The following is a 21,984-nucleotide window of genomic DNA, read 5'->3' on the forward strand; positions in this document are numbered from 1 at the left end:
TATATGGCGGGCGAACGGGACGGAGAAACGCTGAAGCGGCGGGGATTGATGCTTGTGCTTTCCTCCCCGTCGGGCGCAGGCAAAACGACCATTTCGCGCGCGCTGCTGCAGGAAGATCATAATCTGGTGATGTCGGTCTCCGCCACCACCCGCCCGCCGCGCCCCGGCGAGATTGAGGGCAAGGATTATTTCTTCGTCGAGCCTGTTGATTTCAACCTGATGATCAACCGCGGCGAGCTGCTGGAGCATGCCAAGGTGTTCAACCATTATTACGGCACGCCCAAGGGGCCGGTCGATGCCGCGCTCGCCGAGGGGCGGGACGTGCTCTTTGATATCGACTGGCAGGGGACGCAGCAGCTGGCTCACAAGGCGCGCGCCGATCTTGTCAGCGTCTTTATCCTGCCGCCCTCGACCGCCGCGCTCGAACAGCGGCTCAAAACCCGCGCCCAGGACAGCGCCGAGGTGATTGCGAGCCGCATGTCCAAGGCCGCCGAGGAAATCAGCCACTGGAGCGAGTATGACTATGTGGTGGTGAATGACGATCTCGAGCGCTGCCTTGCGGAAGTGAAAGCCATCCTGACCGCCGAGCGCGTCCGCCGCACCCGCCGCATCGGGCTGATCGATTTCGTGAGCGGTCTCCGCCAGGGATATTAACGGCCGCGCGCCGCCGCAGACGCGTAGACCCGCGCGAGGGCGCAGAATTCCGCGACCGAGAGTTCCTCGGCGCGGCGGGTCGGCGCGATTGAGGCTTTCTCCAGCATCTCCTCTGCCGGAGACCCAAGCGCTTTCAGGCTGGCGCGGAGCATCTTGCGCCGCTGGTTGAAAGCGGCAGCGACGACTTTCTCCAGCATCTCCGCGTCGGCGGGATAGAGCGGCTCGGCGCGCGGGATAAGCGTCACCACCGTGCTCGTCACCTTGGGCGGCGGCGTGAAAGCGCGGGGCGAGATATCAAACTCGTGCCGTGTCTCACAAAGCCACTGCGCAAGGATGCTGAGCCGCCCGTAGGCCTTGCTGCGGGGAGCCGCGGTGATGCGGTCGGCGACTTCCTTCTGGAACATCAGGGTGAGGGCGGTGAAGCGTTCGCGGCTACGAAGCCATTTGATCAGCAGCGGCGTTGCGACGTTATAGGGGAGATTGGCAATAATCCGCGCCTTGCCGTCAAAGAGCGCCGTCTCATCGATGCTGAGCGCGTCCCCTTCCACCACCTCCAGCCGCCCGGGATAGGCGTTCGCGATATCGGCAAGCGCGGGCAGGCAGCGGCGATCCTTCTCGATAGCGATAACGCGCGCCGCGCCAGAATCCAGTATGGCGCGGGTGAGGCCGCCGGGACCGGGGCCGATTTCGATCACCGTCGCGCCGTCAAGCTTGCCGCCAGAGCGGGCAATGCGCCCGGTGAGATTGAGATCGAGGAGGAAATTCTGCCCGAGTGACTTGTCGGCATTGAGGCCATATTGGGCAATCACCTCGCGAAGCGGCGGCAGGCGGGCGCCGTCAGTCATGGGAGTGCAACCGGCTTGCCCGCGCCATCTCCCCCGCCATGCGGAGCGCCGCGATCAGGCTCGACGGATTGGCGATGCCCTTTCCGGCGATATCATCGGCGGTGCCGTGATCGGGCGAGGTGCGGATGAGATCAAGGCCGAGCGTGACATTGACGCCGCCGTCAAAATCAATGGTTTTCAGCGGGATCAGCGCCTGATCATGATACATGCAGAGGACGGCGTCATACTGCGCCCGCGCCGCCGCATGAAACAGGCTGTCTGCGGGGAAGGGGCCGGTGATCTTGACGCGCTGCGCGGCAAATTCCTCAACCACCGGGCGGATGATCTCGACCTCTTCGCGCCCGATGGAGCCGCCTTCGCCGGCATGCGGGTTGAGGCCGGTAACCGTCAGGCGCGGATCTTCAAGGCCGAAGCGGGAGCGGAGGTCCGCCAATGTCGTCCCGATCACATGGCGAAGCAGCGGTCTGCTTAGCCGGTCCGGCACGTCGCGGATCGGGACATGGACGGTTGCGGGTACGACTTTAAGCTCCGTGCAGGCGAGCATCATCACGGATTTCCCCGGCCGCCCGGTCAGCGCGGCGAGATATTCGGTATGGCCCGGATGATCGAAGCCCGCTTCATAGAGGCGCTTTTTATGGATCGGGTTGGTGACGATAGCGTCGGCGGCGCCTTTGTTGCAGAATTGGACGCCAAGGCGGATCGCCTCGATGGTCGCATGGGGGGCGGAGAGTTCGGGATCAAGCGCGACAACGGGCAGGGCGCGGGGGAAAGCGGCGCGCGCCGCTTCGGGCGCATCGATTTCCGCGATGGGGATATCGGGAAAAAGTGCGCCGAGCTGCGTCCCGATCTCGCGGGCGCTGCCGATCAGGAAGAAGGGATCGAGGCTCGCGCTCTGGCGCTCGCGCCACGCCTTTGCGGTAATCTCGATGCCGATGCCCGCCGGATCGCCCTGGGTAACGGCGAGAAGCGGCGCGGGCGCGTCCTCAGCGGGTTTCGATTGTTGCGGCATTGTGGATATCCTGCAGATAGCCGCGGGCCCGGTTCTCCGCCCGGCGGAGCATGATTTCGTTGCGGATTTCTTCCGGGTCGTTGGTGCGGGCCTGCGGATCGTTGCGACCGCAGACGACGAAGATGCGGTAGATATCCTGATCCTTATAGGGGGCGCTCGCCTGGCCCGGCTGCAGATTCTCGACCAGCGCGCGGATATGATCGGGCATATCGCCAAGCCGCAGGAGACCGATCTGGCCGCTGTCGCGGCTGTTAAGCTCGGTCAGCAACGCGGGCAGGTCGGCGCATCCCTCGATCACATTGCTGAGGGTCATGGCGAGCTTCTGCTGCGTCGCCGCATCACCGTTGCCGGACGGCGGCGGCACGATGATCTGCGTCAGGTCAAGGCTGACATCGTCGGGGTTGTTCGCAAGTATCGTGCGCGACTGTTGCATGCCGATGATGAAATAGCCCGACGCGCTGCGGATCGGATCGGAGATTTCACCGGGGCGAAGGCGCGGCAGAACGGCGGCAATCTCCGGCTCGACTTCGCTTTCCAGCACCCAGCCAATGACGCCGCCCGAGGCCGCGGTTGCGCCCTGGCTCACCTGCGCCGCGACGCGCGGAAAGGGCGCCCCGGCGCGGATCTGGCGGACGAGGTTGGCGACGCCCTGGCGGATCTGCTCCTCATTGGCGGCGCTCTCCACCGGGATATAGATTTCGCTCAGCAGATACTCGGTCTTGCCCTTGTTATTCTCGAGCCGCGACTGGACGGCCGCCACCTCTTCATCGGAGACGATGATCCGCGGCATGATCTGGGTCTGGATCACGCGGTTCCAGATGAGGTTGGCGCGCACCTGCATCATGAGCGTTTCAATATCGATGTTATTGGCGTTGACGACGCGGGTGATCTGGCCCTCAGGCATATTGTTGCTGCGTTCCAGATAGCGGATGGCTTCGAGCACTTCCTCGTCGCCGACCATGATGTTAAAGCGCGCCGCCTCCTGCATTTTCAGCTTGTCGTCGATCAGCCGGGCGATCGTCGGGTTGAGAAGCTGCTGGCGGGTCTCGTCGGTATTGGGAAAGCCCGAGAGCGCAATGGTGAGCGCGATACGCTGGCGCACGTCATAGCCGGAGATCACCTCGTCATTGACGACGGCGACGATGCTCTGGACATTCTGCGCGCGCGCCACAGGCGGCAGCGCCGCAGCCAGCATCAACAGGGCGGCAGACAGCAGGGTCTTGAACATAGGGCGCATCAGCATGTGTAAAGTCTTTGATCCAAAGTATCCATGTGTTGTCTATATCAGCGCAGAGGGGAGAATAACCGTCTCCGATCCTAATTGAAAGGAAGCAGTCGGATTTTGACGCTGAAGCGGGTCTCCGGCTCGATATCGCGGTCATAGGTAAATGATTTCTTCGCCTCGAACGCGAACCCGAAGCATTCATCGAGATATTCGATGCCGAGCAGGCCGTCGATGGAGTTGCCGTTGCCGGTCAGATTGCGCCGGTAACTGCCATAGGTGCTCCAATGCTCCGCGACCTGGACCTTGCCCGCGACATAAATTTCCTCGCGCTTGGACTGTGTCAGCCCGTTGATGTCATCTTGCAGGTAAACATAGCCAAGATCAAACCAGTTCTGCGGCGTCCCGAGCTTGACGGTCACTTCGTTGCGCGCGAGCTGCAGCGTGTCATGATCGAGGCGGACGCGGTTGACGAGCTGGATCTGCTCGGTCGGGCGGATTTCGAGCCGTGCGACATAATCGGAGAGCTTGTCTTCAAGACCGGTGCCGTTCTGGAAGCCCGTATTTTCGCGCAAGTGGAATGTCTGGCCGACCAGCATCGAGGTGTAGCCGCCGGATTCGCCGTAAAAGCCGAAATTGGCGCCGTAGTTGATGCGGGCGCCTTTTTCCACCTCATCGAGGCCCGAATAGCGGTTGGAGCCGAACAGGTTGGTGTCGTCAAATTCGAAGCTGATGCTGTCCTCATTTGGCGTATCGTCATCGCCATAGACATCGGACCAGACGCCCTCGACGATGGGCTCCACCGTCTGGCGGATGCTGCCGGCCTGACGCACGAACGGATAGCGCCACTTGACCGAGACCGAGGGCACGACGCGGCCAAAGACGTCGCTCTCATCGGTCGCGCTTGACGGATCAGCCGGATCGGCAAGGATATCATGCGCATAATAGACATCGCCGCGCAGCGACGTGTTGAAGCTGATCACCTGCCCGTTCGAGGTGGTGTAGGGAATATAATATCCGCTCTGCAGCGACACACGGTTGGTGTCCTGCCCGCTGGTGCGGAAAATCGAGAGCGCGTCGGCATCGACGCTGAAGCGCCCGCCGATGTCGTTCGGCTCCCCGACATAGGAATAGGTCCACCAGGCGGGAACGATCGGCGTCTCACCCGTCACGTCGGCTTCGGTCAGGCCCTGAAAGCTGTAGGCGCTGAGCACCGAGAGGTTACGCCCGCGCTGGCCCTGCAGCCAGGCGGTGGAGGTGAGGGTGTTCTCGCTGCTGATGCCGTATTTGCGGAGGTAGGTGTCATGGGTGGTGCGAAAGACGTTGAAGCCCCAGACCCAGCTATCGTCGATGCGGAAATTGCCGTTCGAGCGGATATGGCCCTGAAATTCCTGCCCGCCCGTCGTATTATTGTTGCGATCGAGCCGGTCGACATAGGTCAGCGAGCCGTCGATCTTGAAATTGCCGCTTGCGAACGCCTGCCGGTATTCCGCCGCCATCTGGATATTCTGCTTGGTGGTGATGGTCGGCGTGATGGTCATGTCCTTGTCTTCGGAGATGACGTAGTAATAGGGAATCTGCGCCGCGTAGCCGAGGGTCGAACTGCTGAACGCCGTCGGCGCGAGGAAGCCGCTCTGGCGATCGACACTCGGATCGGGATGCGAGAAATAGGGCGTGTAGATGACCGGCACGCCGAAGAATTCGAGAAACGCATTGCGATAGGTGATGGTCTTGTCGATGCGGTCATGAATGACCTTCTCGGCCTTGGCCTGCCAGATCGGCGCGCGGTCGGGATTTTCTTCGCACGCCTCGCAGCTCGTAAAGACCGCCTTGGTCATCACGGTGCGGTTTTCATCCTCGCGCACCGCGTCATGGGCGGCGAGGCGGGAGTTGTCGGAGAAGAGAATCCGAAGGTCGCGGATCGCCCCGGTCTTGAGCTCGCTCTGAAGCTCCATCTCGTCGGCGAACAGCACATCGCCCGACGGCTCCAGCAGCACGACATTGCCGATCGCCATCACCCGGTCGGCCTGGATATCATAAATGACGCGGTCGGATTTCAGGATACGGCCCGCCTGCACTATCTCGACGTTGCCGCGCGCCTCGACGCGCTGGGCGGCGTTGTCATAGACGACCTCTTCGGCGCTGAGGAGGGCTTCCTGCGCAAAATCGCTCCCCGATGACGTGGCGGCCGGCGTTTGCGCGCGCGCCGGCAGTGCCCCGAGGCTCGCCGCAGCAACCAGCAGGGCGATCACACTGACGCCGGACAAGAGGATACGCTGCATCGGTTATCCGTCCTCCAGATGAAACATCATGGCAAGACCGAACAGCGTAATCGCGGCGGCCGGAATAAAGGCCGCGAGAAGCACCGGCAGATTGCCCGCGAGGCCGAGGGCGTAAATGATGTCGGTCATAAAATAAAATACGAAACCGGTGATAATGCCGCCGAGCACCATCAGCACCGTCCGCCCCTGGCGGAGCGAGCGGAGCGAGAAGGTCGCGGCGACCAGCACCATGGCGAGCAGCAGGATCGGCCCGGCGATCAGGCTGTAGAAATAGAGCCGATGCCGATCGCCCGAGAAGCCGGCATGTTCAAGGGTCGCGATGAAGTCCGGCAGATCCCAGAAGCTGAGGGTCGCGGGCGAGGCGAAACTCTCCTGAATTTGCAGCACCGTGAGCGAGGTCGGCAGTTCAAGCCGCGTATGCCGCTCGGCCGGCCGGTTCGGGCCCGTCACAACGACATTATGCAGCTCCCAGTAACCCGGGCGCAGCCGCGCCCTGTCGGCATCGATGCGGCGGGTGAAAATCTCGCTGTCGCCCTCATACTGGAAAATGATGACATCGGCGAGGTCGATCCCCTGGTTGACGACGCCGCGCGCATGGATCACGGACAGGCCGTCGTCATCGATCTGACGCAGCCACAGGTCGTTCGTTGACAGCGTCAGCAGGTTCGAATGCCGCTCGAAATATTTCGCCTCCATCCGGTCGTTCTGCGCCTGCATCGCGGCGGCGATCGGATTGATGACCGTCAGGACGAGAAGCCCGAAGGCGAAGGCAATGGCGAGCGCGGGGAAGAGGAACTGCCAGATCGAGACGCCGGTCGCGCGGATCACCGCAAGCTCGCTCGTCTTGGCGAGGCGGAAAAACGTCAGCATCGCGCCGAACAGCGCGATAAAGGGCAGCAGCTTCATCGAAAGCGTCGGCAGGCGCAGCACCACCATCTGGATCAGGATGCCGATGGTCATATCTTCCCGGTCGCCGCCGCGGCGGAGCGCCTCGATAAAGTCGGCGAGGAAGATGATGGTCATCAGAACGCCGAAAATAATCAGGACATTCTTGATGAACTGTTTGCCGAGGTAAATACTGAGGGTGGCCGGCAACAGTCTCATTCCGCGTTGCCCTCCGCCCGCGCGGTGGGGCTGAAGAGGTTCTCAAGAAACCGGAAGCGCCCGCCGGAGGCGATATAGCCGCCGAGCGTCCCGCCCGCGATGGGCAGCAGATACTGCAGCGGAATGATCAGCATCGGATTGTCGGTGACGCGGAAGAGCGCCATGCCGGCGATCAGCAGCAGCACGCCGCTCGCCGAGGCGGCAAGGGTGCGCCGGGTGCGCCCGCGGCGGGAAAATTCACCGCCCATCACCCCGGCAAGCGCAATCAGCGTGAGCGCCGGCGCATAGAGCGGCAGGATAAAGCGCTGGTGCAGCTCGGCCCTCAGCTTGGGAAGCTCCCGCTCCGTCCGCTCCCCCGGTTCGGGGTTGAGCAGCTCAGAGAGATAGCGGTGATCGGCCGACAGGAACGGCGGCCCGCTCGTCTTCTGGAACTGGCTGATATCGAGGGTGTACTGATCGAAATAAAGCAGGCTGAGCTTCGCGTCATCCTTGGAAACCTCCTGCAGGTTGCCGGCATGCATCACGAAGCGCGGCCCCGCATCGGTTTTCACAAAGGCGCCCCGCTCGGCCATATAGGTGACGGGCTTTTCCACAATCCGCTCGTCATGGACAAGAATGCCGAGCATCTCACCGCTTGGCGTCTTTTCGCGAATATAGACGGTGACGCCGTTGGCCAGCTTGTTAAAGACGCCCTCGCGGAGCACGATCGCGGCGATATTATCCTCCCACGAGACGCGCAGCTCCTTCACCGTCCGCCCGCCGAAGGGCACGAGCAGGAAGTTGAGGATATAAAGGATCATCATCACGATCAGCGCGAAATATAGCGCGGGCCGCGCCAGCGCCCATTTGCTGAGACCCGCCGCCCACATCACGATCAGTTCGCTGTCCGTATAGAGCTTGTTGAAGGCGAACAGCGTGCCGAAAAAGACGCCGAGCAGCAGGGTGTAGCGAAAGATCTCCGGCAGCAGCAGCAGCGAGAGGTAGAGAAAGGTGGAAACCGGCAGACCATTAATCAACTGTTCAACGAATTTCAGCGACTGCGACAGCCAGATCACCCCGGTCAGGGAAAAGGTTATGAAGAGCCCGGGAACGGCAAGTTGCCTCATGATGTAGCGGTTTACATTCTTCATACCGGGAGTATAGCCATAGTTTTGCCAGTTGCCAGTCAGGAAAGGACGCGCTATGAAAATTAACAACGGTTTTCGGCGGTCGTCCCGCGTCAGTCCCTATGTCTCCCTGATCGGAGCTTTAAACACAACAGGAAAGTTCTATGAAGCTCGCATTTTCCGAAATCTCTCTGCCCAAGCGCGGCTCGCTCGCCGTCGCGGTTTTTGCCGATAATCATTTCTCCGCGACAGCGAAGGAAGTGGACAAGCTGACGAACGGCGCGCTGAGCCGCGCGATCACGACCAGCCGCTTCAAGGGAAAGTCGGGAGATCTGCTGGAAATCATCGCGCCGACGGGGCTTGAGGTCTCCCGCGTGATCCTGTTCGGCATGGGTGAGGCGGCGAAGGTCACGCCGCTCGATATGGAAAAACTAGGCGGCTCGCTGGTGAAAAAGCTGAACGGCTCCGGCGCGCGGAGCGTGACCGTCATCCTCGATGACTTCAAGGCCGATGTGCGCACGAGCGATGCCGCCGCCTCGATTGCCGCGGGCGCCATGCTCGCCTCCTACCGCTTCCGGAAATACAAGACCGCAGCCGAGGAGGAGACGGAGCCGACGCTGACCCGCATGACGGTCTCCTGCAAAGGCTCGGCGAGCGCCCGCAAAGCCTTCGCGGAGATCGAGCCGACCATCGAAGGCGTCTTTCTCACGCGCGATCTGGTCAGCGAGCCCGCTAATGCGCTCTACCCCGAAAGCTTCGCCGCGCGCTGTCAGGAACTGACCGAACTCGGCGTCGAGGTCGAGGTGCTCGACGAAGCGAAGATGCGTCGCCTCGGCATGGGCGCGCTGCTCGGCGTCGGTCAGGGCTCGGCGCGCGAAAGCCGCCTCGTCGTCATGCAGTGGAACGGCGCGACGGGCCGCAAAGCCGGGCGCAAGCCGCTCGCTTTCGTCGGCAAGGGCGTCTGCTTCGATACCGGCGGCATCTCGCTGAAGCCCGCCGCGGGCATGGAGGAAATGAAATGGGATATGGGCGGCGCGGGCGCCGTCACCGGGCTGATGAAGGCGCTCGCCGGGCGGAAGGCGAGGGTTAATGTGGTCGGCGTGATCGGGCTGGTCGAGAATATGCCGGACGGCAACGCGCAGCGCCCCGGCGATATCGTCACCTCGATGTCCGGCCAGACGATCGAGGTGCTGAACACCGACGCCGAAGGGCGGCTCGTGCTCGCCGATGCGCTCTGGTACACGCAGGATCGCTTCAAGCCAGAGTTTATGATCAATCTCGCGACGCTGACGGGCGCGATCATCGTCACCCTCGGCCATGAGAATGCCGGCCTCTTCTCCAACAATGACGAGCTTGCCGAGCGGCTTTTCGATGCCGGCAAGCAGACGGGCGAGGGGGTCTGGCGCCTGCCGATGTCGAAGGCCTATGCCAAGCAGCTGAAATCGCCGATTGCCGATATGCAGAATATCGGCACGGGCGGGCGCGGCGCGGGCTCGATTGTCGCGGCGGAGTTCCTGCAGAAATTCGTCAATGATGTGCCGTGGGCGCATCTCGATATCGCAGGGATGGCCTGGTCGAAAGCCGATACGCCGACGACGCCGAAAGGCGGCACGGGCTACGGCGTCCGGCTCCTTGATCGGCTGATCCGCGATCATTACGAAGGGAAGTAAGCGGGCGTGACGGTGCAGGAGACGGGATTCTATCACCTGCAGGCGGAACCGGTGGAAAGCGCCCTGCCGCGGCTGCTCGAAAAGGTGCGCAGCCTCGGCTTTCGCGTGCTGATCCGCGGCCGGACGGAGGCGCGGCTGGAAGCGCTGGGTGACGCGCTCTGGAGCTTTCGCGACACCTCCTTCCTCGCCCACGCGCGCGCCGGCGACGGCCTTGACGTGGATCCGGCGCAGCAGCCGATCTTCCTCACCCTGGAGCCGGCCGGCAACCCGAACGGCGCCACCCTCCTCGTCCTCACCGAAGACGCCGACGCCCCCGATGTGGGTGACTTCGAGCGCTGCCTCTATATGTTCGACGGCAATGACGAAGCCGCCCTCCTCGCCGCCCGCGCCCGCTGGAAATTTTTCAAGGAACAGGGCACACCCGTCACCTACTACCAGCAGACTGGAGGAGGGTGGGAAAAGAAGGCGTGAGGGGATGAGTTAATCGTATGCTATTGGCGTGATTGTCGGAACTACACAGGACTCCAAAAACTTTCGAACGAAACCGCTGCGTACGATATACACATAGTCTTCGTTCGCCCTGACAACTATACCAGCAAAGTACGCGTGCGGTTGTTTATTGATCAATTGAATGACATATGCGGGGCCGCCACTCATACCGTCAGGATTAAAAGGAATTGGTCTACAAGGCTTTAAACGCAATAGTGCTTCATCCGCCGGTTGTCTTGGCCCGTCGAGCTGACAAGTTGCGATAACTTTGACAACATCTAGTTTTCGTTCACTAGCGAGATCGTAGTTTTGCGCAGCGGAAGGAAAGCCCGATATAATGAACCCGACAACATTGTCACTAGATGTGTCAGGCGGAAACGTACTTAGATTAAAGAACAAATTTCGCAATCTGGGTATTTCGGCACACGGGTCAGTGAAGTTAAAAGCCACGAGATCATGATAATCGCTATCGTTGATATTCTTCTCGAAGAACCGTGCGCCGGAAGACGAGATTGCATTACGCCCATCGTCGATCATTAACGAAATTCGTTCATAACTCCAATCGCTTAACTGATGCCTAGTGCACAACACTAAAAATCGGTCACGATAATTTACAGCAACGCAAGATCCTACCAATGACACAGGGAAATCATTATGGTCTGTAGCCGCAACGAGATGTTGAGTACTGTTGGCCAACACTGACTCAATGCTGGTGACGGGTATGAATACGTCGTTCAAGCGAACACTGTAGTGCTGCAAATTTTCTATTAATGTATCACTCGGTTTCATTGCACAATGTCCATACTCATTAACGCCGCTTGGACATACAATGCTAATATTTAAATATTCTAGGAAAAATAGAATTTAGTCGTTTGAGATACGTCTATCGCCCCTCATCCCTCACCCCTCGGCGCTTTCCTTGCGGGCGAGGAGGGCGCGGTAGGGTTGGGGCGGGGCGGCGATATACTGGTCGGCGATGGTGAGGCGGGCGCCGAGGTGGGCGGCGGCGTGCCAGGGCCAGCGCGGGTTATAGAGCGCGACGCGGGCGATCCCGACGAGGTCCGCATCGCCGGTGCGGATAATTCCCTCCGCCTGCTCGAAGCCGGTGATCAGGCCGACCGCGACCACGGGCATTTTCGTTGCCTGCTTCACGGCGCGGGCAAGCGGGACCTGATAGCTCGGCCCGATGGAGATTTTCTGGCGCGGATCGAGCGCGCCGCTCGAGACGTTGATGGCCGCGCCGCCCTTGGCTTCAAGCGCTTTTGCAAATTCAATCGTCTGCTCGATATCCCAGCCGCCCTCCACCCAGTCGGTGCCGGAAAGACGCATCGAGACCGGCCGTCCGGCCGGAAAGGCGTCGCGTACCGCATCAAAAACTTCGAGCGGAAAGCGCATCCGGTTTTCTAAGCTGCCGCCATATTCGTCGGTGCGGAGATTGGAGAGCGGCGAGAGAAACTCATGCAACAGATAGCCATGCGCGGAATGGATCTGGATCGCGTCGATGCCGAGCCGGCCGGCGCGCCGTGCGGCCTCGGCAAAGGCGTCGCGGACGCGCGCTATACCCGCTTTATCCAGCGCCTCGGGCGCGTGGTCGTGGGGGTAGTAGGGGATCGGCGAGGGGGCGACGGTCTGCCAGCCGTGCGGGTGATCGGGCGCAAACTGCTTGCCGCCCTTCCAGAGAAGATCGGTCGAGGCCTTGCGCCCGGCATGGGCGAGCTGCAGCGCGATCGGCATATCCGACCAGCGGCGGATGCTCTCGACCACGCGGCCCATTGCCGCTTCCGTCGCATCATCCCAGAGGCCGACGTCGCCGTAGCTGATGCGCCCTTCGGGGAGCACGGCCGTCGCTTCGATGGTGAGGAGCCCGGCGCCGGAGAGGGCGAGCTGGCCGAGATGAATGAGGTGCCAGTCGGTCATGCAGCCATCGACGGCGGAATACTGGCACATCGGCGCGATGACGATACGGTTACTGAGGCGCAGGTCGCCAACGTCGAGGGGTTCAAAGAGTTTCGGTCCGTTCATCCTGCCTTCCTTTCAGTGTTGCTGATGCAGGCCATGCGCGGCCCGCTATCGAGGTGCCGGAGGGAGGGGCAGGGCCGCCGCACTCCCTCCGGATCCGAGGTTACTTTTCTTCCTGCTCATCGAGCGCGTCGAGGACGCGGCCGGAGTAGACGAGCGCTGCGCCGGCGTTGAGGGCGACGGCAACGCCGAGGGCTTCGGAGATTTCCTCGCGGGTTGCGCCCTGCTTCAGCGCGGCCTTGCTGTGCACGGCAATGCAGCCGTCGCAGCGGGTCGTGACGGCGACGGCGAGCGCGATCAGTTCGCGGGTTTTCGCATCCAGACGGCCGGTCTTGGCGCCGGCGCCGGACAGCGTCTGGTAGCCTTTCAGCGTGTCGGGGCTCAGCTTGCCCACCTCACCGATACGGCCCATAAGTTCGTCGTGATATTCTACCCAGTCCAACATGGCCTGTCTTCCTTTATGAAAAAATGTTATGAATTTACGCCTAAATCGACGCGTGAATATATCCCGCCATTAACTACGCCCGAAGGCGCGCCAAAGGCAAGGACGGTTATACGGCTTTCGCCGTCATCCTGAGGTCGTGAATCAGACTTCTCCTTCGGCTTCGAGCTCCTCGGTGAGGGCAAGCCATTTCTCCTCGGTCTCGCCAAGCTCTGCTTTGAGGCGACCGATCTGGTCGATGAGGCCCGCCTGATGCTGGGCGCTCTTGTCGTAGGTCGCAGGATCGGCAAGCTCCGTCTCCAGCGCCTTGCGCCGGTTCGTCAGATCCTGCATTGTTTTTTCCAGCCGCTTCACTTCCTGCCGTTTCGGGGCAAGCGCGGCGCGGGCGGAGGCGCGGGCCTTGCGCGCTTCCTTGCCGGAAAGTCGGGCGGGCGGCGCCGATGCGGCGGTGCTCTCGCTCCGCCGGTTATGGCCGTTGCCCCGCGCGCCGTCAAGTATTTCGCGCTTGTAATCCTCGATATCGCCGTCATAGGCGCGCACCGCACCGTCTTTGACCAGCCACAGCCGATCGGCGACGAGGCTGACGAGATGAGGATCATGGCTGATCAGCATGACCGCGCCCTCATAGGCATTGAGCCCCTGGATCAGGGCTTCGCGGCTGTCGACATCGAGATGGTTTGTCGGCTCGTCAAGGATCAGGAGGTGCGGCCTCTCCTCGGCGATGAGGCAGAAGTTGAGCCGTGCCTTTTCGCCGCCGGAAAGCTGGCTGACGAGCGTGTCGCTCTTCTCGCGGCTGAAACCGAACTGGCCGAGGCGGGCGCGCACTTTCGGCTCGGGCGCCGGCGCCATTTTGGCGGCGAGATGCTGGTAGGCGGTCTCATCGGCATGCATCTCGTCCAGCTGATGCTGCGCGAAGAAGCCGATTTTGAGCTTGCCTGATTTCGCAAGGCGGCCGCTTTCGGGCCTGAGCCGGCCGGCGAGCAGCTTGGCGAAGGTCGATTTGCCGTTCCCGTTGGCGCCGAGCAGGGCGATGCGGTCATCCATATCGATGCGAAGGTCAAGGCCGCGCAGCACCGGATCGCCGGGCGTATACCCGACGGCGCATTGCTCCATCGTGATGATGGGGGACGATAGCGGCTCGGGCGCCTGGAAGGTGAGGCTCGCGGTATGTTCCTCCACGATGCCGACGACGGGCTGCATCTTCTCCAGCATCTTGACGCGGCTTTGCGCCTGGCGCGCTTTCGATGCCTTGGCGCGGAAGCGGTCGACGAAGCTTTGCAGATGCTTGCGCTGCGCCTCCTGCTTGCGCTGCATCCCGGCGAGCAGCTCCATCTGTTCGCGGCGGGTCTTTTCGAAAAAGGCGTAGTTGCCGGTATATTTGACAAGCTTTTTCTGGTCGAGATGGGCGATTTCCGTCACCACATTGTTGAGCAGGTCCTTGTCATGGCTGATGATGATCAGCGTGCGCTGGTAATTGCGGAGGAAATTCTCCAGCCACAGCGTCGCCTCAAGGTCGAGATAGTTGCTCGGCTCGTCGAGCAGCAGGAGGTCCGGCTCGGCGAACAGCGTGCCGGCGAGCGCGACGCGGGTCCGCCAGCCGCCCGAGAAGGAGGAGCAGGGGCGCTGCTGCGCCTCATGATCGAAGCCGAGGCCGGAGAGGATCTTGGCGGCGCGTGCTTCGGCGGTATGCGCATCGATATCGGCAAGGCGGGTGTGAATTTCGGCAATGCGCATGCCGTCGCTGGTGCTTTCGGCCTCCTGCAGGAGCGCCGCGCGCTCCACATCGGCCGCGAGCACGGTTTCCAGAAGGCTTTCCGGGCCGCCCGGCGCCTCCTGCGGCAGAACGCCGAGGCGCGCGCCTTTTCGAAGCTCGATCACGCCGCCGTCCGGGTGCAATTCGCCGGTGATGAGCTTCAGCAACGTCGACTTGCCCGTGCCGTTCCGCCCGATCAGGCCGAAGCGGTGGCCGACCGGCACATGCAGTGACGCGCCGTCCAGCAGTGTGCGCCCGGCAATGCGGTATGTCAGATCCTTGATTTGCAGCATGCGCCCTCTCTAACAGAAAGCGGCCGCGCCCGAAAGGCGGAAAATGCGTTGCAACGCGGGTTTTCGCGGTCCTTTCCGCATCAAACCCTTGCCCGGCGGGCGCATCCCCGCTATAAGGCGCGCGACATAATTTTTTTCCTCGTCACAACTGTGAGTGAACCCATGGCCCTGGAACGTACCTTCTCAATCATCAAGCCGGATGCAACCCGCCGCAACCTGACCGGTAAAATCAACGCCAAGCTGGAAGAGGCCGGCCTTCGCATCGTTGCGCAGAAGCGCATCCTGATGTCCCGCAAGGACGCCGAAACCTTTTACGCCGTCCATAAGGAACGTCCCTTCTTCGGTGAACTGGTCGATTTCATGATTTCCGGCCCCGTCGTCGTGCAGGTTCTGGAAGGCGAGAACGCCATCGCCAGGAACCGCGAGATCATGGGCGCGACCAATCCGGCCGATGCGGCCGAGGGCACCATCCGCAAGGAATTTGCTGAAAACATCGAAGCGAACTCCGTCCACGGCTCCGACAGCCAGGCCAACGCCGCCATCGAGATCGCCTATTTCTTCTCGGGCGCCGAGATCGTCGGCTGAACCGCGCCGCGTTCTAAAAAAGAAAGGCTCGCTTTTGCGAGCCTTTTTTGTCTCCGCTTCTGCTTCGCGAAAAACCGGCCTAAAGATCAGCGCGCGCGCTTTCGGATTTGCCGATGAAGGTGACCGTATCGCCGTTGCCGGCTGCATCGCTGCGGCTCAGCGGCGCCTCGCTGTATTTCAGCCGCCCGTCGATCTTTGCGCCGGGCTCGATGCTGAGCGAGGCGTGCAGAATGTCACCGTGAATGACGGCGGTGGCGGTCACGGTGATCTCATCGCCGCGCATGGTGCCGTTCACCTCGCCGCGGATGATCATTTTCCCGGCGCTGATATCGCCGCTGATGATCGCTTTTTCGCCGATGATGACGCTTGCGGCCTGCAGATTGCCATTCACCTGACCTTCGATCTGGATTTCTCCGTCCGAGACGAGGTTGCCCTCGATCGTCAGATTTTCCGCCAGAATGGAGGGCATGGCGTTCGAGCGGGCGGGTTTGCTCTTGGCGCCCGCATCGTCCTTGCGATTACCGGAAAACATGGCTCTCCTCACTCTTCGCTGTCGGCCGCCGCCGCTTCGAGTTTCGGCGTCGCCTTATAGGCATACCGTCCCGCCTGGATAAATTTGGCGGGATCGAGATGCTTGCCTTCATACATCACTTCATAATGCACATGGCGCCCTGTGCTCCGCCCGGTCGAGCCCATAACGCCGATCTTGCTGCGATAGTCGATCTTGTCGCCTTTCTTGACCAGCGCCTTTTGCAGATGCGCATAGCGGGTCTGGAAGCCATAGCCGTGATCGACGGTGACCATGATGCCATAGGCCCCGTTGCGCCCCGAGAAGGTGACGACGCCGGGTGCGGTGGCGATGACTGAGGCGTTTTTCGGCCCGCTCATATCGATGCCCGAATGGAAGGCCGAGCGCTTGGTCATCGGATCATGGCGCTTGCCGAAGCTTGAGGTCACATAGCCGACATCGACGGGGCGGGCGAGCGGCAGCTGCTTCAGCAGGGTCTGCAACGATTGCCAGCGGGCAAGGCTTGCCTCCATCTTGCGGGTCTGGGCGTAAAAGCCCTGCTCGGTCTCCAGCAGCCGGCTTTGCGGCGCATAGGCGACGAACGGCCCGCCCTGACCGTTGCCGCTATTCTCCAGATCGCCGAGCAGCTTGTTCGGATCAAGCCCGGCGAGGACGACGATCTCATGCAGCGCAGCGACATTCTCGTTGGTGCTGTCGTGGATGCGCGTCAGCAGTTCGGTATGCTCCACCGACATGCGGTTGAGCCGCCCGCGCAAGTCCGTGACTTCCGCAGTGAGCAGGCTTTCCTTCTCGATCCGGTTGCCGATTTCCTGCTTCAGGCCGACATACTGGCGGCGCGTGTCTTCCAGCTCGCGGTAGATTTCGTCACGGGTGGAGGCGTAGAGATTGAGGAGATTGCGGAGGGTGACGAGTTTCTGTTCGGATTTGGCGCTGTTCGCGCTCGCTTCGTCGCGCATGCGCGCGGTCTGGAACATCGCCTTGTTGAGCTGCATGACTTCAAGCTCAAGCTGTTCGCGGCGCGTCGTTGCCTGTTGGAGCGTTTCGCCGAGCATCCGGATGCGGTCCTCAAGCGAGTCCGGCGGGGCGTCCTTGCTGACGAGGCCTGAGAAATCGAGCGCAAGTTCCGCCGCCTCGCGCCCGCTCAGCACATCCTCAAGGCGGGCATATTGCTGGTCGAGTTCATTTTGCGTCGCGGCGATGGTCGCCTCGGCGAGCCGGTAATCGGCCTTCAGCGCGTCGTAATTTGCCTGCAGCGAGAGGATCTCCGCTTTCGCGCTGGTCATCTGCTGATATTGCAGCGCCCCGTTGACGAGGAAATAACCGAACGCACCGAGAAAGCCGATGCCGGTGAGGAGAGCCGTCGCCTGGGCCGGAACGGAGAGCTTCAGGTAGCGCAATTCGCCGCGCGTGCTGACGATTACCTGGCGTTCCTTGAGGATTTTATGGGCGGTGGCTTTCAGCCTCATCTGGTCATCCTGGTCCGATTTCTGTGCCTTTTCCAATGCCGGGAGCGGGCATAATAGAAACCGATTTTTTCCCGAACATCAACCGCAAGGACGGCCGTCACAAATTAACCATTTTCCGGTTTCAAAGCGGGCAAAGGCGCGGCGAGCGGGACGTAGTAATCTTCAGTGAGCCCGGCCCTGTCGCGGGCGGCGCTGTTAAACGGGGGTTTTAAAAGGCCTTTAAAGTTTTTTTGCACAAGCCGCTGCCAGGTCGCCCGAGGCTCGATATTCTCGCGCGCGCAGATATATTGAAACCAGCGGTTGCCGGTCGCGACATGCGTTATTTCATCCGTCAATATTCTGTTAAGGATGATTACGCTTTTTTCGTCACCGATTCGGGCGAATCGATCAATCATCGCGGGCGTGACATCAAGCCCGCGCGCCTCCAGCACCATCGGCACCACGGCAAGCCGCGCGGTCAGATCACGCTGCGTCGCAACCGCCGCCTCCCACAGCCCGTCATGGGCCGGGAAGTCGCCATACTGATAGCCGAGTTCCGCCATGCGGCCGGCGAGCAGGGTGAAGTGCAGCGCCTCCTCCTCGCCGACGCGCACCCAGTCGTCATAGAAGGCGCACGGCAGGTCGGCGTCCGTGAAGCGCGCGATCATGTCAAAGGCAAGATCGATGGCGTTGAGCTCGATATGCTGCACCGCATGGAGGAGGGCGGCGCGCGCCTTCTCCGTGTAGCCGCGCCGGCGCGGCATCGCGGCAGGGGGCAGCAGATCGGGCCTTGCGGGGCGGGCTGGACGATCGGGCGGGGCTGAAAAACCTACCGCCATCGCGCCTTCCGACTGCCGCCAGAGGCGCGCCGCCTCGCGGGCGAGCGCGGTTTTCTCGCTCGCCTCCGCGGCGCTGAGGACGGCAACGGCAAGGGTGGCGAGATCGGTCACGAAAGCGCTTTCACCGCGTCCAGCACCGCCTCGGCATGGCCCTTGACGCGGACTTTGCGCCAAACGTCGCGGATCACGCCCGCGCCGTCGATCAGGAAGGTGGAGCGTTCGATCCCCATGTATTTGCGGCCATAATTCATCTTCTCGACCCAGACGCCATAGGCTTCGCAGACGCTGCCGTCCTCATCGGCCGCGAGCAGCACGCGAAGGTCATGCTTTTCACGGAAGTCCGCGTGCTTCTTCACGGAATCGCGCGACACCCCGATGACAACCGCGCCCGCCGCCGTGAAGGCCTCGATCTTGGCGGAGAAGTCAATCGCCTCCGTCGTGCAGCCGGGGGTGTTGTCTTTGGGGTAGAAGTAGAGCACGACTTTCCTGCCCTTCAGCGCGGCAAGGCTCACCTCGCCCTCGGCGCCGTCCGTCGGCAGGGTGAAGTCCGGGGCTTTGTCTCCGATATCGGGCATGTCTCTCTCCTTTACATCCGTCACGCATCGCCAAGGTATTTATCGAGCAGCGCGTCGATCTCGCCTTGCGCGGTTTGCAGCTTTTTAGCAAGCAGGGCGAAATTATCAACCTTCGCGGCGGCGGCGAGGGCTTCCTGCAGGGCGAGCGGGATCGTCTCGTCGATGGGCGTGCTGCCGAGGCTGAGCTGTTGCAGGCCGCTGACATTGAGATAAAGGCCAAGAATTTCAACGATCCGGTCGGCTTCCGCAGCCGGCAGAATGCCCGTCTCCTTCATCTTCGCAAGGCTGTCCATGGAGTTCGGCAGCAGGACGGCGGGATGCGCCGGGCCGTGCGCAAGCCGGAGATACTGGCAGAGAAATTCGAGATCCATCATCCCGCCGCGGGCATGCTTCAGCGCGAAGGGATTGTCGCTTCCAAACTCCTTCAGCACGCGCCGGCGCATGTCGAGCGTGTCGGTGCGGATCTTTTCCCGGTCGCGGGCCGTCTCATTAATCTCGCGAAGCGCCGCGGCGGTCCGCTGCATCAGCCCGTTATCCCCGGCGACGACGCGGGCGCGGGTGAGGGCGAGATGCTCCCATGTCCAGGCTTCCTCCTGGTAATATTTCACGACGCTTTCAAGCGGCAGGGCGATCGGCCCGGACTTGCCATGCGGGCGCAGGCGCATGTCGATTTCATAGAGCTGCCCCTCGCCGGTGTGGACGCTGAGGGCATTGATGAAGCGCTGGCTGAGGCGGGTGAAGAAGAGCCCGGCGGGGATCGGCTTCGGCCCGTCCGTCACCATGTCCGGCTCCGGCGTCTCGAAGGTGAACATGAGATCGGCGTCGGAAGCGGGCGTCATCTGGCGGCTGCCGAGCTTGCCGAGGGCAATCACCGCGAACTCCGCCCCCGGCACGCCGCCATGCGCTTTTTCAAGTTCGGCCCGGACGCGCGGGAAGAGGCTCCTGAGCACGACCTCCGCGACATCGGAGAAGCCGGGGCCGGCCGCCACCGTCGCACCGACGCCGCAGCCGTGATCGACATTGTCGAGGATATGCACGCCGAGGCGGAACTTGCGGTCATTGGCCCAGCGCCGCGTATAATCGAGGATATCCTGAAAATCCTGCGCGGTGCCGAGGATAAGCTCAAGATCAGCCTGCAACTCATCGGCGGGCGGAAGCGGGGCCAGGAAATCCAGCTCCAGCACGCTGTCGAGCTGCATCGGGTCACGCGCGAGGCGATCGGCGAGATCGGGCGCGGTGCCCATGATCTTGGCGACCAGCTTCAAGAGGCTGGGATAGGCCTTGAACAGCGAGAAAAGCTGAACGCCTGCGGGGAGTTGCTGCAAAAACATGTCAAACCGGGTGAACGCGCTATCGGGGTTGGCGGTCTCCCCCAGCGCTTCGAGAAGGCGCGGCATCAACGCTGTCAGCGTCTGCTGGGCGCGCACGGTGCGGGTACAGCGATAGCGTCCGTGATGCCATTCACGCACCTTCTGCGAGACCATCGCGGGCGCACCAAAGCCAAGTTCGGCCAGCGAGTTGAGCGTCTCCGGGTCATCCTCCGCACCGGTAAAGACGAGCCGGCCGGCCTTGCGGTCGGGCCGTTCCTCGAAATGAAAGAGCGCGTCATAATGCCCCTGCACGGTCTCAAGCGTTTTTTGCAGCGCGGCGCGAAATTCGGCCGCATCGTCATAGCCGAAGAAAACGCCCAGGCGGCGGAAACCCGCCGCATCTTCGGGGAGAAGCTGCGTCTGCTCGTCATTGAGCATCTGCAGGCGGTGTTCAAGGGCGCGGAGGAAATAGTAGGCGTCGGTCAGCTCCCGCTCGACTTTGGCGGAAATCTTGCCCGCTTTGCAGAGTTCGCCAAGCGTCGCGAGCGTTGTCGGGGTGCGCAGGTGCGGATTGCGCCCGCCCTCGATCAACTGCTGCGTCTGGCAGAAAAACTCGATCTCGCGGATGCCGCCGCGGCCGATCTTGATATTGTGTCCCTCCAGCGCGATTTTCGAAAAGCCTTTGAAGGCATGGATCTGCGATTTGATCGCCTGGATATCCTCGATCGCCGCGAAATCCATCGATTTGCGCCAGATGAAGGGGATCAGGAAACGGGTGAACTCTTGGCCCGCCGCCATATCGCCGGCAATGGGGCGGGCCTTGATCATGGCGGCGCGCTCCCAGTTCTGGCCCTGGCTTTCGTAATAGACATGCGCCGCGGCGACGGAAAGGGCGATGGGCGTCGCGCCGGGGTCGGGGCGGAGCCGGAGATCGGTGCGAAACACATAGCCATCGCGCGTGCGCTCCTGCATCATCGCGACGAGATTGCGGGCGAGGCGGACGAAGAAATCGCCCATGCTGCGCCGCCCCGTGTAATTTACTTTCTCCGCCTCGAACAGGATGATCAGATCAATATCCGAGGAATAGTTCAGCTCGCGCGCGCCGAGCTTGCCCATGCCGATGACGATCAGGCCGCTGTCCCGCGTCGGATCGTCCGGGTGGGGCAGGGTGATATCGCCCTTCGCCGCACCCGCCAGCAGGAGATGGCGGCAGCAGATCTCGACGGCCGCGCCCGCGAAGTCGGAGAGAACGCCCGTGAGCCGCATCAGCGGCCACAGCTTTCCCACATCGCAAAGCGCGGTGAGAAGCGCGATGCGGCGTTTGGCAATGCGAAGCGCCGCCATCACCGTTTCCTTATCCGCATCGAGGGGCGCTGCCGCGGCAAGGCTCTCATAGATCCAGCGAAGCGTCGCCTCCGCCCCCTCCTCCGGCCGGTCATCCTCCAGCAGATGCCACAGAAGTTGCGGCTCCGCGTTCAGGCAGGCGGAGAGAAAGGGGCTGTTGCCGAACACCCCGCCGAGCAGCCGGGCGCCGGCGTCCGAGGCGCGAAGCCGATCGGCGAAGTCTGCAAGCTCCGGGTCGGCGCGGGTCGCCGCGTGCCAGTCCTCAAGGCCGATCGTTAAAAGATCCGCATCGCCGGGAGAGGGGAAGTTTCCGGCGAAGTCGGCAAGCGAGTTTATTTGGCTGTCGGCGAGTTCCTGCATTCCTAATCCGGGTTGCATGGTTTACATTAAGGGAGCGATTATCGGGACAGAGTTTTTTTAATACAAGTCTTTGTTGACGGCGAATTCGGGGCGTGAGCCGCAGGCCCCG

Annotated in this window: 19 protein-coding genes; 4 read left to right on the forward strand and 15 right to left on the reverse strand. The window is 62.0% G+C overall.

Annotation, left to right across the window (positions count from 1 at the left end):
* Positions 1–3: 3 nt before the first annotated feature.
* Positions 4–654 carry a guanylate kinase gene (gene gmk, locus V7Z56_RS07990; protein ID WP_334128856.1) on the forward strand — a complete coding sequence of 217 codons (651 nt, stop codon included), beginning with the start codon at positions 4–6 and terminating at the stop codon, positions 652–654.
* Here gmk and rsmA read toward each other — a convergent pair.
* The 6 genes from rsmA to lptF all read right to left on the reverse strand — a co-directional run bounded on the left by rsmA (position 651) and on the right by lptF (position 8,246).
* A complete protein-coding gene (gene rsmA, locus V7Z56_RS07995) occupies positions 651–1,499 on the reverse strand; it encodes a 16S rRNA (adenine(1518)-N(6)/adenine(1519)-N(6))-dimethyltransferase RsmA (protein ID WP_334128857.1) in 849 nt (282 codons plus the stop codon). The genes gmk and rsmA overlap by 4 nt on opposite strands.
* A complete protein-coding gene (gene pdxA, locus V7Z56_RS08000) occupies positions 1,492–2,508 on the reverse strand; it encodes a 4-hydroxythreonine-4-phosphate dehydrogenase PdxA (protein ID WP_334128858.1) in 1,017 nt (338 codons plus the stop codon). Before pdxA ends, rsmA begins: the two co-directional genes overlap by 8 nt.
* Positions 2,483–3,751 carry a peptidylprolyl isomerase gene (locus V7Z56_RS08005; protein WP_334128859.1) on the reverse strand — a complete coding sequence of 423 codons (1,269 nt, stop codon included), beginning with the start codon at positions 3,749–3,751 and terminating at the stop codon, positions 2,483–2,485. Before V7Z56_RS08005 ends, pdxA begins: the two co-directional genes overlap by 26 nt.
* Before the next feature lie 74 nt (positions 3,752–3,825).
* A complete protein-coding gene (locus V7Z56_RS08010) occupies positions 3,826–6,012 on the reverse strand; it encodes an LPS-assembly protein LptD (protein WP_334128860.1) in 2,187 nt (728 codons plus the stop codon).
* A 3-nt stretch (positions 6,013–6,015) separates the two neighbouring features.
* Positions 6,016–7,116 (reverse strand): LPS export ABC transporter permease LptG, encoded by a 1,101-nt coding sequence (gene lptG / locus V7Z56_RS08015; protein ID WP_334128861.1) that lies wholly within the window; start codon positions 7,114–7,116, stop codon positions 6,016–6,018.
* On the reverse strand, positions 7,113–8,246 hold the full coding sequence (gene lptF / locus V7Z56_RS08020; RefSeq protein ID WP_334128862.1) for an LPS export ABC transporter permease LptF: 1,134 nt from the start codon (positions 8,244–8,246) through the stop codon (positions 7,113–7,115). The genes lptG and lptF overlap by 4 nt, the downstream gene beginning before the upstream one ends.
* Positions 8,247–8,386: 140 nt before the next feature.
* Here lptF and V7Z56_RS08025 point away from each other — a divergent pair, with 140 nt between their 5' ends.
* Positions 8,387–9,892: a leucyl aminopeptidase gene (locus V7Z56_RS08025; RefSeq protein WP_334128863.1), complete on the forward strand. Its 1,506-nt coding sequence runs from the start codon at positions 8,387–8,389 to the stop codon at positions 9,890–9,892.
* Between the two features lie 6 nt (positions 9,893–9,898).
* Positions 9,899–10,363: a DNA polymerase III subunit chi gene (locus V7Z56_RS08030; RefSeq protein ID WP_334128864.1), complete on the forward strand. Its 465-nt coding sequence runs from the start codon at positions 9,899–9,901 to the stop codon at positions 10,361–10,363.
* A gap of 9 nt (positions 10,364–10,372) precedes the next feature.
* Here the strand turns inward: V7Z56_RS08030 and V7Z56_RS08035 are convergent, their stop codons facing one another.
* The 4 genes from V7Z56_RS08035 to V7Z56_RS08050 all read right to left on the reverse strand — a co-directional run bounded on the left by V7Z56_RS08035 (position 10,373) and on the right by V7Z56_RS08050 (position 14,888).
* Positions 10,373–10,918 (reverse strand): hypothetical protein, encoded by a 546-nt coding sequence (locus V7Z56_RS08035; protein ID WP_334128865.1) that lies wholly within the window; start codon positions 10,916–10,918, stop codon positions 10,373–10,375.
* Between the two features lie 363 nt (positions 10,919–11,281).
* Positions 11,282–12,403, reverse strand: a complete 1,122-nt coding sequence (locus V7Z56_RS08040) for an NADH:flavin oxidoreductase/NADH oxidase (protein ID WP_334128866.1) — start codon at positions 12,401–12,403, stop codon at positions 11,282–11,284.
* A 100-nt stretch (positions 12,404–12,503) separates the two neighbouring features.
* Positions 12,504–12,845, reverse strand: coding sequence for a carboxymuconolactone decarboxylase family protein (locus tag V7Z56_RS08045; RefSeq protein ID WP_334128867.1), 342 nt, complete (start codon positions 12,843–12,845; stop codon positions 12,504–12,506).
* A 141-nt stretch (positions 12,846–12,986) separates the two neighbouring features.
* Entirely contained in the window at positions 12,987–14,888 is a 1,902-nt protein-coding gene (locus V7Z56_RS08050) for an ABC-F family ATP-binding cassette domain-containing protein (RefSeq protein WP_334128869.1), read from the reverse strand.
* A gap of 162 nt (positions 14,889–15,050) precedes the next feature.
* On the opposite strand from V7Z56_RS08050, the gene ndk reads away from it, so the two are divergent.
* Positions 15,051–15,473, forward strand: a complete 423-nt coding sequence (gene ndk / locus V7Z56_RS08055; protein ID WP_334128871.1) for a nucleoside-diphosphate kinase — start codon at positions 15,051–15,053, stop codon at positions 15,471–15,473.
* Positions 15,474–15,552: 79 nt separating this feature from the next.
* Here the strand turns inward: ndk and V7Z56_RS08060 are convergent, their stop codons facing one another.
* The 5 genes from V7Z56_RS08060 to V7Z56_RS08080 all read right to left on the reverse strand — a co-directional run bounded on the left by V7Z56_RS08060 (position 15,553) and on the right by V7Z56_RS08080 (position 21,875).
* Positions 15,553–16,005 (reverse strand): bactofilin family protein, encoded by a 453-nt coding sequence (locus tag V7Z56_RS08060; RefSeq protein WP_334128872.1) that lies wholly within the window; start codon positions 16,003–16,005, stop codon positions 15,553–15,555.
* Between the two features lie 8 nt (positions 16,006–16,013).
* Positions 16,014–17,468, reverse strand: a complete 1,455-nt coding sequence (locus V7Z56_RS08065) for a peptidoglycan DD-metalloendopeptidase family protein (RefSeq protein WP_334128873.1) — start codon at positions 17,466–17,468, stop codon at positions 16,014–16,016.
* Between the two features lie 104 nt (positions 17,469–17,572).
* Positions 17,573–18,397: a ferritin-like domain-containing protein gene (locus V7Z56_RS08070; RefSeq protein ID WP_334128874.1), complete on the reverse strand. Its 825-nt coding sequence runs from the start codon at positions 18,395–18,397 to the stop codon at positions 17,573–17,575.
* Positions 18,394–18,861 carry a thioredoxin-dependent thiol peroxidase gene (bcp, locus tag V7Z56_RS08075; RefSeq protein ID WP_334128875.1) on the reverse strand — a complete coding sequence of 156 codons (468 nt, stop codon included), beginning with the start codon at positions 18,859–18,861 and terminating at the stop codon, positions 18,394–18,396. The genes V7Z56_RS08070 and bcp overlap by 4 nt, the downstream gene beginning before the upstream one ends.
* Before the next feature lie 20 nt (positions 18,862–18,881).
* Positions 18,882–21,875 (reverse strand): bifunctional [glutamine synthetase] adenylyltransferase/[glutamine synthetase]-adenylyl-L-tyrosine phosphorylase, encoded by a 2,994-nt coding sequence (locus V7Z56_RS08080; protein ID WP_334128876.1) that lies wholly within the window; start codon positions 21,873–21,875, stop codon positions 18,882–18,884.
* Positions 21,876–21,984: the final 109 nt, after the last annotated feature.

The organism is Sneathiella sp., from assembly GCF_036844445.1.
Classification (GTDB): domain Bacteria; phylum Pseudomonadota; class Alphaproteobacteria; order Sneathiellales; family Sneathiellaceae; genus Sneathiella.

What these genes read in the sequence shown, in the direction of transcription:
- V7Z56_RS08005 (WP_334128859.1), bottom strand. Translation starts at nt 3,751, where the DNA reads ATGCTGATGCGCCCTATGTTCAAGACCCTGCTGTCTGCCGCCCTGTTG.
- V7Z56_RS08050 (WP_334128869.1), bottom strand. Translation starts at nt 14,888, where the DNA reads ATGCTGCAAATCAAGGATCTGACATACCGCATTGCCGGGCGCACACTG.
- ndk (WP_334128871.1), top strand. Translation starts at nt 15,051, where the DNA reads ATGGCCCTGGAACGTACCTTCTCAATCATCAAGCCGGATGCAACCCGC.
- V7Z56_RS08010 (WP_334128860.1), bottom strand. Translation starts at nt 6,012, where the DNA reads ATGCAGCGTATCCTCTTGTCCGGCGTCAGTGTGATCGCCCTGCTGGTT.
- V7Z56_RS08035 (WP_334128865.1), bottom strand. Translation starts at nt 10,918, where the DNA reads ATGATCGACGATGGGCGTAATGCAATCTCGTCTTCCGGCGCACGGTTC.
- lptF (WP_334128862.1), bottom strand. Translation starts at nt 8,246, where the DNA reads ATGAAGAATGTAAACCGCTACATCATGAGGCAACTTGCCGTTCCCGGG.
- V7Z56_RS08045 (WP_334128867.1), bottom strand. Translation starts at nt 12,845, where the DNA reads ATGTTGGACTGGGTAGAATATCACGACGAACTTATGGGCCGTATCGGT.
- lptG (WP_334128861.1), bottom strand. Translation starts at nt 7,116, where the DNA reads ATGAGACTGTTGCCGGCCACCCTCAGTATTTACCTCGGCAAACAGTTC.
- V7Z56_RS08080 (WP_334128876.1), bottom strand. Translation starts at nt 21,875, where the DNA reads ATGCAGGAACTCGCCGACAGCCAAATAAACTCGCTTGCCGACTTCGCC.
- bcp (WP_334128875.1), bottom strand. Translation starts at nt 18,861, where the DNA reads ATGCCCGATATCGGAGACAAAGCCCCGGACTTCACCCTGCCGACGGAC.
- pdxA (WP_334128858.1), bottom strand. Translation starts at nt 2,508, where the DNA reads ATGCCGCAACAATCGAAACCCGCTGAGGACGCGCCCGCGCCGCTTCTC.
- V7Z56_RS08025 (WP_334128863.1), top strand. Translation starts at nt 8,387, where the DNA reads ATGAAGCTCGCATTTTCCGAAATCTCTCTGCCCAAGCGCGGCTCGCTC.
- gmk (WP_334128856.1), top strand. Translation starts at nt 4, where the DNA reads ATGGCGGGCGAACGGGACGGAGAAACGCTGAAGCGGCGGGGATTGATG.
- V7Z56_RS08060 (WP_334128872.1), bottom strand. Translation starts at nt 16,005, where the DNA reads ATGTTTTCCGGTAATCGCAAGGACGATGCGGGCGCCAAGAGCAAACCC.
- V7Z56_RS08065 (WP_334128873.1), bottom strand. Translation starts at nt 17,468, where the DNA reads ATGAGGCTGAAAGCCACCGCCCATAAAATCCTCAAGGAACGCCAGGTA.
- rsmA (WP_334128857.1), bottom strand. Translation starts at nt 1,499, where the DNA reads ATGACTGACGGCGCCCGCCTGCCGCCGCTTCGCGAGGTGATTGCCCAA.
- V7Z56_RS08040 (WP_334128866.1), bottom strand. Translation starts at nt 12,403, where the DNA reads ATGAACGGACCGAAACTCTTTGAACCCCTCGACGTTGGCGACCTGCGC.